This is a genomic window from Streptomyces sp. NPDC003077 (genome assembly GCF_040611095.1).
In the GTDB taxonomy this organism is placed as follows: Bacteria; Actinomycetota; Actinomycetes; order Streptomycetales; family Streptomycetaceae; genus Streptomyces.
This window is the reverse complement of the sequence record NZ_JBEXNM010000021.1, coordinates 92,194-104,446: the sequence shown is the minus strand read 5'-3', so window position 1 is coordinate 104,446 and position 12,253 is coordinate 92,194. Positions and strand designations below refer to the sequence as shown.

Below are 12,253 nucleotides of genomic sequence, written 5' to 3'. Positions count from 1 at the left end.
GAGGAGGGAGCCAGCGATGATTCTGCTTCGTCGCCTGCTGGGTGACGTGCTGCGCCGACAGCGTCAGCGCCAAGGCCGCACCCTGCGCGAGGTCTCCTCCTCCGCCCGGGTGTCGCTCGGGTACCTGTCCGAGGTCGAGCGAGGGCAGAAGGAGGCGTCCTCCGAGTTGCTCTCGGCGATCTGCGACGCGCTGGACGTGCCGATGTCCGAGCTGATGCGCGAGGTCAGCGACGAGCTGGCGCTGGCGGAGCTGGCGCGCTCGGCGGCCGTGGGCGAGCCGGTGCCGGCACCGGTCCGCCACAAGTTCAACGCCCTGCCCGTGACCTCGTCGGTGACCTCCCAGGTGACGTCCCTGAAGGGCGTACCGGAGGACCGGGTGTCGATCAAGGCCCCGGCCGAGGCCGTGGACGTGGTCGCGGCCTGACGCTCCTCCGCCGCTCCTCCTCGGCAGACTCCCCCACAGACTTCACCGGAGCCCCGTCCGCACCAGCGGACGGGGCTCTCGGCGTGGGGCGGGGGAGGCGCCCGGCGAAGCCGGGCATCGAGGGACCCGCGCTGGGTAGCCGCTCCTCGGACAGGGCTGATGGCTTGTAGAATGGGCAAATCGGACCATTCGCTTGAATGCCTGGAAAAGGAGCAAACGATGTCTGTCGTCAAGAGCACGCTGTCCGACGCCGACCGCAAGACCGTCGGGGACGCCCTCCAGGGAGCGCTCGTCGACCTGGTCGACCTCTCGCTCGTGGCCAAGCAGGTCCACTGGAACGTCGTCGGCCCCCGCTTCCGGTCGGTCCACCTCCAGCTCGACGACGTGGTGGCCACCGCCCGCCAGCACGCGGACACCGTCGCCGAACGCGCCTCGGCCATCGGGGTCAACCCGGACGGCCGCGCGGCGACGCTCGCCGGCAGCAGCGGCATCAAGGCCGCGCCGGAGGGCTGGATCAAGGACGCCGACGTGGTCCAGTACCTGGTGGACGGCCTGGGCGCGGTCATCACCCGGATGCGGGAGCGGATCGAGGTCACGGACGAGCCCGATCCCGTCACGCAGGACATCCTCATCGGGGTGACCGCGGACCTGGAGAAGCACCACTGGATGTTCCAGGCGGAGGCCGCCTGAGCGGAGCCGTCGCCGATCGCCGTGGAGCGGTGAGCGACGACGGCGCCCGGAGCGGCGGCCCGGCCCGTGTCGCGCCCGAAGGGGTGCCGACGCGGGCCGCCGCCATGGCGTGGCGGCGCGGTCACGGAACGCTTACGGTGGACGAATGGGCGAGGTCCGAAACGAGCACGGAGAGCGCGCCGCGCACGAGGCGCCCGCCGTGCGTGAGGGACGCGCCGCGCGTGAGGGACGCGCCGCGCGTGAGACGGGTGCCGTGCACGAGGGGCATACCGGGCGTGAGGCGGGTGGCGGGCACGAGGTTCCTGTCGCGCGTGAGGCGGGTGACGGACACGACGAGGGCGTCGCGCGTGCCTTCGTGGGGCTCGCCGAGGCGCTGGTCGCCGACATCGACGCGATCGACCTGCTGTCCACACTGACCTTGCACTGCGTGACCGCCCTGGGAGCGCGGTCCAGCGGGGTCATGCTCGCCGACCCCCAGGGCAAGCTCGTCGTCATGGCGACCTCCGACGAACGGGCGCGTGAGCTCGACCTGCGGGAGATCCAGAGCGGGCAGGGCCCCTGTTTGGACTGCTACCGCACGGGCGAGGTCCAGTTCTCGGCGGACCTGGAGAACGAGGCCCGCTGGCCGGCGTTCACCCCGCTGGCCCGTGCGCACGGCTACCGCTCCCTCTCCGCCGTCCCGATGCGGCTGCGGAACCGGGTCGTCGGGACGCTCAACATGATGCACCCGCGACCGCGGGCGGCCGGTGACGCGGAACTGCGGACGGCCCAGGCGTTCGCCGATCTCACGACCGTGGGGCTGGTCTCGCAGGGCGCGGCGGACGGGGAGGACGCGCTGAAGGAACAGCTCCGGGCCGTCGGGAGCAGCCGGTCGCTCGTCGAGCGGGCCGTCACCGAAGTGGCCGCGCACATGGACGTGCGGACCGGCGACGCCTTCCAGGCGCTCCAGGACCGTTCCCGGCGGGACGGGGTACGCCTGGTGGACCTGGCCCGTGAGATCACCGACGGCGCGTTCGACGTGGCGGCGCTGGACGGCGAGGTGGGGGGACGGATCAGGGGAAGCGGCGGGGGGACGGGCTGAGGGCCGGGAGGGGCCCCGGGCTCCGGCGTGCGGGCGGTCCTCGGTGGTCGGGCGCGCGGTGGGTGGTGGCTGCGGTGTCCGGGGGGCTGTGGTGGTGGGCCGTGACGCGGTGGGTGCTGTGGCCGGAGGCCTCGGGAGTGGTCGAGGGTGTGGTGGCGGCCGGGGGCTGGGGGCTGAGCCTGTTGCCGGTGCACTGCGTGCCGAGGCGGGAGCCGGTGGGAGGGGGCGGTGGGGTGACTGACGTGGTGGACGAGGTGGCCGAGGCCGGTGGCGATGAGCGGGCTGGGGAGGCGGCCGGGTAGGGCGGGCGTTCGTGGTGGGGGCGGGGGTGGAGTGGCTGCTGTGGTGGGTGGGGCTTGAGCCGGTGGTGATGAGCGGGCTGGGGAGGCGGCCGGGTAGGGCGGGCGTTTGTGGTGCGGGCGGGAGGTTTGTGCGTTTGTGCGTGGGGTCTTGGGCGCCTGCGGGACGGGGGTGGAGTGGCTGCTGTGGTGGGTGGGGCTTGAGCCGGTGGCGATGAGCGGGCTGGGGAGGCGGCCGGGCGGGGGCTTGTGGTGGGGCCGGGCGCTCGTGTGAGGCCCTGGGCGCCTGTGAGGGCCGGTGGGGACGCGGTCTCGCCGGGCTTGCCGGCTGGTCAGGCGTACGGAGACGGGGGTTGCGTCGTGCCGGGGAGGTTTTCGGGTGCCGGTTGGCAGGACGGGCACCAGAAGGTGACGCGTTCCTGGGTGGCCGGGCCCTGGTCGGCGCCGCGGATGGTGGTGCCGCAACGGTGGCAGGGTTGCCCCGCGCGGCCGTAGACCCACAGGCGGCGGTCGGGGCGGGCGCTGGGGGTGGTGACCCGGGCCGCCCGGTTCTTGTTGGCCTCCAGCAGCTTCCTGGCCAGGGTCAGGGCCCGGTCGGGGTCGGGGAGGCGGCCGACGGGGAGCCAGGGGGAGACGCGGAGCAGGAAGCACAGCTCGCTTTTGTAGACGTTGCCGATGCCGGCCAGATTGCGCTGGTCCAGGAGCGCTTCGCCGACCGTGCGGCCGGGGTCCGCGAGCAGGCGGCGCCGGGCCTCGGCCGGGTCCCAGTCCGGGCCCAGCAGGTCGGGGCCCAGGTGGCCGACGACCGTGTCCTCCTCCGCTGTCCGCAGGAGTTCCAGGACGGGGAGGCGGTAGCCGACCGCGGTGCGGTCGGCGGTGCCCAGGACGGCCCGGATCTGGTGGGCGGGGCCGCCGCGCCAGCGTTCGTCCGCGCGGTAGACCTGCCAGGCGCCGTCCATCCGCAGGTGCGAGTGGAGGGTCAGGCCTCCTTCGAGGCGGGTCAGGAGGTGCTTGCCCCTGGGGACCACCTCCAGGACTGTGCGGCCGGTGAGGTCTGTGGTGGCGAGGCGGGGGACGCGGAGGTCGGAGCGGGTCAGCGGTTTGGCCGCCAGGGCGTCGTGGAGCCGGTGGGCAGCGCGCCAGACCGTGTCACCTTCGGGCATGAGGCCATGATGCCCGGGCGGCTGGGTGTGTTGGGCCCGGGCCTGCGGGCCGTTGGTGCCGCGTCCTGGCCTGCCGTGTCCTGCTCTGCCGCGTTCCGGTCTGACTCGCCGTGGCCTGTCTTGTTCTGACCTGTCTCGTCTGTCTCCTTCTGGTTTGGCTCCTTCCGGCTTGCCTCCTTCAGGCCTGTCGCCTCCTCAAGGTCGTAGGCGGAACCCCCGGGGTGTCGGGTGGAACCCGGCGGCCTCCACCAGGGTGGCCAGGGGGGAGGTGAGGGCGGCGGTGCCGTTGACGCGTTCGACGGTGATCGTGCCGAGGGCGCCCGCGCGCGCCGCGGCGGCGAGCGCCTCCAGGGCCTGGCGCGGGCGGTCGCCGGCCGGGTCGTCCGCCGGGCCGGTCCCGTCCTCCGGCAGGCCCCAGACCAGGAGGGTCTTGCCGCCGCGTTCCATGTAGAGGGTCAGTTCGCCGTCGACCAGGACCACGAGGGAGCCGGCTTTGCGGCCGGGCTTGTGGGTGGAGCCGCCGGGGGGCTCGGGCCAGGGGAGCGCGGCCCCGTACGCGTTCGCCGGGTCGGCGGCGGCGAGAACGATGGTGCGGGGCGGAGCGGGGCGCCGGCCGCGCGTCTGCCACGGGTCGGTGCCGGGGACGGGCGCGCCGGTCTGCCACGGGTCGGCGTCCGGGACGGGGGCGCCGGCGGCGCGGTCGCGCTGGTTGCCCACGGCGCGCAGCCGGTCCACCGCGCCCTCCATCGCGAACTGGGCGGCGCCCAGCCCCTCCACGACGTAGCCGCGGCGGGCCTGGCCGGTCTCCTCGAAGACGGACAGCACCCGGTACGCGGCGGAGAACCCGCCCTCGACGCCCTCGGCGGCGACCGCGCCGCGGGTGACGACGCCGTGGCGGTCCAGGAGCGTGCGGGCCAGGGCGTGCGCCCGGTGGGTGGGGTCGGGCTCCGGGGCGGGCAGCAGGGACCAGCGGCCGGAGACGGTGGGCGGGCCGGAGCGGGACGCGGTGGGGCGGCCGGTGCGCCCGGTGGCGGCGGTGAGGGTGCCGTACCGGCCGCGGGCGGTGGCCCGTTTGGCGCGGTGCGCGGTGGCCCCGGCCGTGCGGCCCGAGCCGAGGAGGGCGCGGAGCGGCGCGAGGGTGTCGTTGGTCAGGCGGCCGGACCAGGCCAGGTCCCAGATGACGTCGGCCAGTTGGGGATCGGTGCACTCGGGGTGGGTGGTGGCGCGCACCTGATCGGCGATCTGACGGAAGAACAGGCCGTACCCGGGCGCGAGGGCCTGGAGCACGGACTCGTGGAGGGCTGTCAGTTCCAGTGGGTGCGGGGGCGGCAGCAGGAGGGGCGCGGCGTCGGCGGGGTAGAGGGAGATCCAGCCGTCCTTGCCGGGCAGCGCGCCGGCGCCGGCCCACAGGACCTCGCCGGTGGCGGTGAGTTCGTCCAGCAGCGCCGGTCCGTAGTCGCTCACACGAGAGGGCAGGACGAGTTTCTCCAGGGCGGAGGCGGGGACCGGGGCGCCCTGCAACTGCTCGACGACGCGCACCAGTCCGTCGATGCCGCGCAGGGTGTGGGCGCCCAGGTGCTGCCACTGCGGCAGGAAGGCGGCGAGGGTGGCGGGCGGCACCGGCTCCAGCTCGTGGCGCAGCGCCGCCAGGGAGCGGCGGCGCAGGCGGCGCAGCACCTGGGCGTCGCACCACTCCTGGCCCACGCCGGACGGGTGGAACTCGCCCTGGACGATCCGGCCGCTCGCCGTGAGGCGGTGCAGCGCGCCGTCGGTGACGGCGATGCCCAGGCCGAAGCGGCGGGCCGCCTGCTCGGAGGTGAACGGCCCGTGCGTGCGGGCGTACCGGGACAGCAGGTCGCCGAGGGGGTCCTTGACGGGCTCGGTGAACGATTCCGGGACGCCCACGGGGAGCGCGGTGCCCAGCGCGTCGCGGAGCCGGCCGGCGTCCTCGATGGCGGCCCAGTGGTCCTGACCGGCGATGCGCACGGAGATGGCGCGGCGGGCGCCGGCCAGTTCCTTGGCCCAGCCGGGGTCGGCGCCGCGCTCGGCCAGTTCGGCGTCGGTGAGCGGGCCCAGCAGCCGCAGCAGGTCGGCCACGCCCTCGGCGTCCTTGACGCGGCGGTCGTCGGTGAGCCACTGGAGCTCGCGTTCCAGTTCGGCCAGGACGTCGGCGTCCAGCAGTTCGCGCAGCTCGGCCTGGCCCAGCAGCTCGGCCAGCAGGCGGGAGTCCAGGGACAGGGCGGCGGCGCGGCGCTCGGCCAGCGGGGAGTCGCCCTCGTACAGGAACTGCGCGACGTAGCCGAACAGGAGGGAGCGGGCGAACGGGGACGGCTCGGGGGTGGTGACCTCCACCAGGCGCACCCGGCGTGCCTCGATGTCGCCCATCAGCTCCGTCAGGCCCGGCACGTCGAAGACGTCCTGGAGGCATTCGCGGACGGCCTCCAGGACGATCGGGAACGAGCCGAACTCGCCCGCCACCTGGAGGAGCTGGGAGGCGCGCTGGCGCTGCTGCCACAGGGGCGTGCGCTTGCCGGGGTTGCGGCGGGGCAGCAGCAGGGCGCGGGCGGCGCACTCGCGGAACCGGGCGGCGAACAGGGCGGAGCCGCCCACCTGGTCGGTGACCACCCGGTCGATCTCGCCGCGGTCGAAGGCGACGTCGGCGGCGCCGACGGGGGCCTGCTCCGGGTCGTACTCCGCGCCGCGCGCGGCCGGGTCGCCCTCGGTGTCCAGCAGGTCCAGGCCCATCAGGTCGGCGTCCGGCAGCCGCAGCACGATGCCGTCGTCGGCGTGCATGACCTGGGCGTCCATGCCGTAGCGCTCCGAGAGGCGGGCGCCCAGGGCGAGCGCCCACGGGGCGTGCACCTGCGCGCCGAAGGGGGAGTGCACCACGACCCGCCAGTCGCCCAGCTCGTCCCGGAACCGCTCGACGACGATGGTGCGGTCGTCGGGGACGTGCCCGCAGGACTCGCGCTGCTCGGCGAGGTAGCTCAGGACGTTGCCCGCCGCCCAGTCGTCCAGGCCCGCCGCCGTCAGCCGGGCGCGGGCGGCCTCCGGCGCCAGCGCGCCGATCTCGCGCAGGAAGGCGCCGAGCGCGCGGCCCAGCTCCAGGGGGCGGCCGAGCTGATCGCCCTTCCAGAAGGGCAGCCGGCCGGGCACGCCGGGGGCGGGAGAGACCAGGACGCGGTCCCGCGTGATGTCCTCGATGCGCCAGGAGGTCGTGCCGAGGGTGAAGACGTCGCCGACGCGGGACTCGTAGACCATCTCCTCGTCCAGCTCCCCGACCCGGCCGCCGCCCTTCTTCGGGTCGGCGCCGGCGAGGAAGACCCCGAACAGGCCGCGGTCGGGGATCGTGCCGCCGGAGGTGACCGCCAGCCGCTGGGCACCCGGCCGGCCGGTGATCGTCTGGGCCACGCGGTCCCACACCACCCGGGGCCGCAGCTCGGCGAAGGCGTCGGAAGGATAGCGGCCCGCGAGCATGTCCACCACGCCGGTGAACGCCGACTCCGGGAGGGCGGCGAACGGCGCGGCGCGGCGCACCACGGCCAGCAGCTCCGCCACGTCCCAGGTGTCCATCGCGGCCATGGCCACGATCTGCTGGGCGAGCACGTCCAGCGGGTTGGCGGGGACGCGCAGCGCCTCGATGGCGCCCGTCCGCATCCGTTCGGTGACCACGGCGGCCTGCACCAGATCGCCGCGGTACTTGGGGAAGACGACACCGGTGGACACCGCGCCCACCTGGTGGCCCGCGCGGCCCACGCGCTGCAGCCCGGAGGCCACCGACGGCGGCGACTCGACCTGGACGACCAGATCCACCGCGCCCATGTCGATGCCCAGCTCCAGGCTGGAGGTGGCGACCACGGCGGGCAGCCGGCCCGCCTTGAGGTCCTCCTCCACCTGGGCGCGCTGCTCCTTGGAGACCGAGCCGTGGTGGGCGCGGGCCATCAGGGCGGGCGCCCCGCGCGCCGCGCCCGACTCGGCCATCAGCTCGGCGGGGGAGTGGTGCTCGGGCAGCGGCTCGCCGGTGGCGCGTTCGTAGGCGATCTCGTTCAGCCGGTTGCACAGCCGCTCGGCGAGGCGGCGGGAGTTGGCGAAGACGATCGTGGAGCGGTGGGCCTGCACCAGGTCGGCGATCCGCTCCTCCACGTGCGGCCAGATGGAGGGCTTCTCGCCGGTCTCGCCCTCCTGGACGGGGGAGCCGCCCAGCTCGCCCAGATCCTCCACCGGGACGACCACGGACAGGTCGAACTCCTTGCCCGACGGCGGCTGGACGATCTCCACCCGCCGCTGCGGGGAGAGGAACCGGGCGACCTCCTCCACCGGCCGGACCGTCGCCGACAGGCCGATCCGGCGGGCGGGGCGGTCCAGCAGCTCGTCCAGCCGTTCCAGGGAGAGGGCCAGGTGGGCGCCGCGCTTCGTCCCGGCGACGGCGTGCACCTCGTCCAGGATCACGGTCTCGACGCCGGTGAGCGCCTCCCGCGCCGTGGACGTCAGCATCAGGAACAGCGACTCGGGCGTCGTGATCAGGATGTCCGGCGGGCGGTTGGCGAGCGAACGGCGCTCGGCGGCGGGGGTGTCCCCGGAGCGGATGCCCACCCGGACGTCCGGCTCGGGCAGCCCCAGGCGTACGGACTCCTGCCGGATGCCCGTCAGCGGACTGCGCAGGTTGCGCTCCACATCGACGGCCAGCGCCTTGAGCGGGGAGACGTAGAGCACCCGGCAGCGCTTCTTGGGGTCGGCGGGCGGGGGCGTCGCGGCCAGGCGGTCCAGCGACGCGAGGAAGGCGGCGAGCGTCTTGCCGGAGCCGGTCGGCGCGACGACCAGGACGTCCGACCCCGCGCCGATGGCACCCCAGGCGCCCTCCTGCGCCGCGGTGGGCGCGGGGAACGCGCCGGTGAACCACGCGCGGGTGGCGGGGGAGAAGGCGTCGAGCGCCGCGCTGCTCCGAGTCATGTCCCCATCCTGCACCGGGCCACTGACAATCCCCTGTCCACGGGCCGGACGCGCAGGTCAGCGGCCTGACAGCGGGCGCACAATGGAGTCATGGGCAGGGGCGGAGGGCGAGCGGCGGACGGGGGCGCGGCGGGCGCCGGCGATCCCGGCCGCGCGGCGGGCGGGCCGGCGCCGCGCGAGTGGGCGCGGCACTGGCGGTACGCCGGGCTGCCGGACCTGGACCTGCTGCGCGCCCGTTATGTCCGGCACGCCTTCCCGCGCCACTCGCACGACGGGTACACCGTCGCCGCCGTCATCGACGGGATCGAGGAGATCGGGCTGCCCGGAGGCGGCGAACGGGCCGGGCGCGGCAGCATCGTCATGATCAACCCCGAGGTGCCGCACACCGCCCGCGCCGGCGCCCCCGAAGGCTGGGTCTACTCCACGCTCTACCCCTCCGCCACGATGGTCGCCGAGATCGCCGCCGAAACCGGCACCCTGCGCGGCACCGCCGGGTTCACCACGACCGTCGCGGCCGACCCGCACGCCGCCGACCTGATCCACGCCGTGCACCTGGCGGCCGAGGAGGGCAACGCGCTGGCCGCCGACAGCCTGCTGCGCGTCGCCGTCGCCCGCCTGCTGCGCCACTACGGCGGCCCGCTCCCGGCCCGTACGCCCCGCACGGCGGGCGCGCGCACCGCCGCCCGCGCCCAGGCCGTCCTGATGGAGCGGATGACCGACCCGCCGACCCTGGAGGAACTGGCCCGGCACCTGGGCACCGGCCCGTTCGCCCTGCTGCGCGCCTTCAAGGAGGCGTACGGAATGCCCCCGCACACCTGGCTCACTGACGCCCGGGTGCGCCGCGCCCGCCTCCTCCTGGACGCCGGGACGGCGCCCGCCGACGCCGCCCTCGCGGTCGGCTTCACCGACCAGCCGCACCTGAACCGCCACTTCACACGGATCGTCGGCGTGCCCCCCGGCGCCTACCGGCGCGAACGGCTCCGTACGGAGGAGATGGCGCGCGCGTTCCTCCAGACGAGCCGCGGGGCGACCGCCGCTCCTCAAGGCGACACCGGCCTGATCGTCCCCAGGAGCGCCGCCGCGGCCACCGATGGCGGCGCGTCCTCCCGGCCCGGCGGCGAAGGCGCGGACCAAATGGGGCGCAAGGGCGAAGGCATGGACCAAACAGCGCGCAAGAACGTACAAGACCGCAAGGGAGCGGTCCTCCTAGTGTCCGGCGCGTGGCAGAACAGACAGAGACACGCACCGATCCCAGACCCGGCGCCGCCCCGCCGGCCGGGTCCCCGGCCAAGGCCGACAGCGCCGTCGTCAGAGACGCCCTCGGCGTCGGCGTCGCCGTCGGACTCTCCGGCTTCGCCTTCGGCGTGACGGCGGCGGGCGCGGGCCTCACCTTGCTGCAGACCTGCGCGATGAGCCTGCTGGTGTTCACCGGTGCCTCCCAGTTCGCCCTGGTGGGCGCGCTGGCCGCGGGCGGCAATCCGTTCACCGCGGCGGCCGGGGCGTTCTTCCTGGGCGTCCGCAACGCCTTCTACGGGCTGCGGCTGTCCGGGCTCCTCGGCTTCCGGGCGGTGCTGAAACCATTCGCCGCCCACTGGGTGATCGACGAGACCGCCGCCGTCAGCCTCACCCAGCCCGACCGGCACACCGCCCGGCTCGGCTTCACCGTCACCGGCATCACGATGTACGTCCTGTGGAACCTCACCACGCTCGCCGGGGCCCTGGGCGCCGGGGCGCTGGGCGACACCGACGCCTGGGGCCTGGACGCGGCCGGGCCCGCCGTCTTCCTGGCGCTGCTCGCGCCGATGCTGAAGTCCACCGTGGAACGGGCCGCCGCCGGGCTGGCGGTCCTCCTGCTCCTGACGACGCTGCCGCTGCTGCCCGCGGGCGTCCCCGTGCTCGTCTCGGCGCTCGCCGCGCCCGCCGTGCTCTTCGTCGCGGGACGCAGGCGGGACGCCGGTACGGCCGAAGGGCGCCGCTCTGGGAGCACCCCGGCGAACGGGAGCTCCACAGAGGATCAGCATCAAGCCGCCACCGAGAGCGTGCCCGGCGCCCGTATGGCGGCCGACGGGCGCGAGGTTTCCGAGGACACCAAGGAGGACCCGCGGTGAACGTCTGGATCGCGATCGGCGTCACCGCCGTCGGCTGCTACCTGGTCAAGTACCTCGGGCTCCTCGTACCCGCCGGGCTCCTGGAACGCCCTCTGGTCAAGCGCCTGGCGGCGCTGCTGCCGGTGGCCCTGCTGGCGGCGCTGACCGCCCAGCAGACCTTCGGCGACGGGCACCACCTCGTCCTGGACGCGCGAGCCGCGGGCGTCGGCGCGGCAGCGCTCGCGTTGCTGCTGCGGGCACCGTTCCTCCTGGTCGTCGCGGTGGCGGTGGTCGTCACCGCGGGGGTGCGGGCCCTGGGCGGGTGAGGCCCGGCCCGGGGCGGTGAGACGGCGGGCAGCCCTCATGGCCGGACGGGCATCCGCTCATGGCGGGCCGGGCATCCGCTCATGGCTGACGGGCTCCCGCACTCGCGCCCGCGCCCACCCGAAGGCTCCCCCGCAGGCCCCACAAGGGACAAACGGGAGCCGGTGCCCCAGAGGGCGCCTACGGCACGTCAGCCGATCGCCCGCCCGTAGGCGCGCAGGGTCAGCAACGACCGGATCGTGATCACCGGCCGGAACTCCAGCGTGCCGCCCGGCGCCCACGTCCGCCCGGTGACCGGCCACCCGCCGTCGTCCTCCTGGAGCGAGGCGAGATGGTCCAGCGCTCGGTCCATCTCCGCGTCGGTGAACCAGCGGCGGGCCGGCGCACCCGGCGCTGCGGCGAAGTCGTACGCGAAGTGGGCCTCCCCAGGGACGCACCCTTCAGCGGCCGGGAGCCCGGCCGTCCCGTACGGCTCGACGGCGGCCAGCCCCTGCTCCCGTACGAGCGTGCCGAGCCGCCGGGCGGCAGCCGCGGCGCGCGGACGGTCCGGGACCCCCTCCAGGAAGTGCAGTGCGGCCAGGACCTCATGAGGACGGGGCTTCTCCATGGACTCCACGGCCTGCCAGCAGAAGTCCGTGGCCCGGAAGAGCCAGGCGTGCCACACGGCGTTGCGGTGCAGCAGCCCCACCACCGGGCCCGTCGTCAGCAGGGAACTCGGCGGCTCGTCCGTCACGGACACCCAAGGAGCGGCCGGGTGACCGCGCAAGGAGGGGTGCACGGCGGGCAGAGCGCCATCAGGAGTCGAGACCCGCGTCAGATAACGGCAGACCCGCTCGATGTGCGGTCCGCCGCAGCGCCCGATGAGGTCCAGAACGGACAGCGCGTGCGCGGTGTGCAGCGGCTGGCTGACCGGACCGCGCAGTTCCGGGTGCAGGGCGTGGCCGTAGCCACCGTCCTCATTGAGGTAGGCGGCGAGCGCCGTCTGCACGGCGTCCGCCTCACCGTCCCGGAAGTGATGGGCGAAGCGGCGCTGTTCGAGCACACGGGCGGTGAGCCAGATGAAGCGCTCGGCACGGGCCAGCGGGGTCAGCGGGGATGCTCCGTTTTCGGCCATGCAGGAGACGGTAGGGGCCGGCCCACGGCCGGTCAGCGGCTTGCCGTCGGCTGCACTCTCAGGGGCGGGGTGCTGGAGGTATGCGGTTGACGGTTTGCCGGCTGCATGGCGGTGGGCGACC

9 protein-coding genes and 1 pseudogene are annotated in these 12,253 nt (G+C 74.9%); 7 read left to right on the top strand and 3 right to left on the bottom strand.

Annotated elements, in window-relative coordinates; translation table 11 throughout:
* Positions 1-16 precede the first annotated feature (16 nt).
* The 4 genes from ABZX96_RS16895 (at position 17) to ABZX96_RS16880 (ending at position 2,497) form a co-directional block, all read left to right on the top strand.
* Complete coding sequence (locus tag ABZX96_RS16895; RefSeq protein ID WP_355544675.1) at positions 17-424, top strand: helix-turn-helix domain-containing protein; 408 nt, start codon at positions 17-19, stop codon at positions 422-424.
* A gap of 219 nt (positions 425-643) precedes the next feature.
* Positions 644-1,114, top strand: coding sequence for a DNA starvation/stationary phase protection protein (locus ABZX96_RS16890; protein WP_355544672.1), 471 nt, complete (start codon positions 644-646; stop codon positions 1,112-1,114).
* A gap of 145 nt (positions 1,115-1,259) precedes the next feature.
* A complete protein-coding gene (locus tag ABZX96_RS16885) occupies positions 1,260-2,195 on the top strand; it encodes a GAF and ANTAR domain-containing protein (RefSeq protein WP_355544669.1) in 936 nt (311 codons plus the stop codon).
* Positions 2,196-2,269: 74 nt separating this feature from the next.
* A complete protein-coding gene (locus ABZX96_RS16880) occupies positions 2,270-2,497 on the top strand; it encodes a hypothetical protein (RefSeq protein ID WP_355544666.1) in 228 nt (75 codons plus the stop codon).
* A gap of 329 nt (positions 2,498-2,826) precedes the next feature.
* On the opposite strand, the gene ABZX96_RS16875 is transcribed toward ABZX96_RS16880, so the two are convergent.
* Together ABZX96_RS16875 and ABZX96_RS16870 are read right to left on the bottom strand one after the other, a co-directional pair.
* Positions 2,827-3,657, bottom strand: coding sequence for a DNA-formamidopyrimidine glycosylase family protein (locus ABZX96_RS16875; protein ID WP_355544663.1), 831 nt, complete (start codon positions 3,655-3,657; stop codon positions 2,827-2,829).
* Between the two features lie 195 nt (positions 3,658-3,852).
* The gene (locus tag ABZX96_RS16870) at positions 3,853-8,607 is read right to left on the bottom strand and encodes an ATP-dependent helicase (RefSeq protein WP_355544660.1); all 4,755 of its coding nucleotides are present in this window, start codon (positions 8,605-8,607) and stop codon (positions 3,853-3,855) included.
* A gap of 90 nt (positions 8,608-8,697) precedes the next feature.
* On the opposite strand from ABZX96_RS16870, the pseudogene ABZX96_RS16865 reads away from it, so the two are divergent.
* The 3 genes and pseudogenes from ABZX96_RS16865 to ABZX96_RS16855 form a co-directional block, all read left to right on the top strand.
* Positions 8,698-9,585 (top strand): annotated as a pseudogene (locus ABZX96_RS16865) (AraC family transcriptional regulator); the annotation flags it as partial.
* A 242-nt stretch (positions 9,586-9,827) separates the two neighbouring features.
* Complete coding sequence (locus tag ABZX96_RS16860; RefSeq protein WP_355544657.1) at positions 9,828-10,715, top strand: AzlC family ABC transporter permease; 888 nt, start codon at positions 9,828-9,830, stop codon at positions 10,713-10,715.
* Positions 10,712-11,020: an AzlD domain-containing protein gene (locus tag ABZX96_RS16855; protein WP_355544654.1), complete on the top strand. Its 309-nt coding sequence runs from the start codon at positions 10,712-10,714 to the stop codon at positions 11,018-11,020. Before ABZX96_RS16860 ends, ABZX96_RS16855 begins: the two co-directional genes overlap by 4 nt.
* A 188-nt stretch (positions 11,021-11,208) precedes the next feature.
* Here ABZX96_RS16855 and ABZX96_RS16850 read toward each other — a convergent pair whose 3' ends face one another.
* Positions 11,209-12,132: a hypothetical protein gene (locus tag ABZX96_RS16850; RefSeq protein WP_355544651.1), complete on the bottom strand. Its 924-nt coding sequence runs from the start codon at positions 12,130-12,132 to the stop codon at positions 11,209-11,211.
* Positions 12,133-12,253: the final 121 nt, after the last annotated feature.

Coding starts and splice junctions, on each gene's coding strand:
- ABZX96_RS16895 (WP_355544675.1), top strand. CDS start 17: ATGATTCTGCTTCGTCGCCTGCTGGGTGACGTGCTGCGCCGACAGCGT.
- ABZX96_RS16890 (WP_355544672.1), top strand. CDS start 644: ATGTCTGTCGTCAAGAGCACGCTGTCCGACGCCGACCGCAAGACCGTC.
- ABZX96_RS16885 (WP_355544669.1), top strand. CDS start 1,260: ATGGGCGAGGTCCGAAACGAGCACGGAGAGCGCGCCGCGCACGAGGCG.
- ABZX96_RS16875 (WP_355544663.1), bottom strand. CDS start 3,657: ATGCCCGAAGGTGACACGGTCTGGCGCGCTGCCCACCGGCTCCACGAC.
- ABZX96_RS16870 (WP_355544660.1), bottom strand. CDS start 8,607: ATGACTCGGAGCAGCGCGGCGCTCGACGCCTTCTCCCCCGCCACCCGC.
- ABZX96_RS16850 (WP_355544651.1), bottom strand. CDS start 12,132: ATGGCCGAAAACGGAGCATCCCCGCTGACCCCGCTGGCCCGTGCCGAG.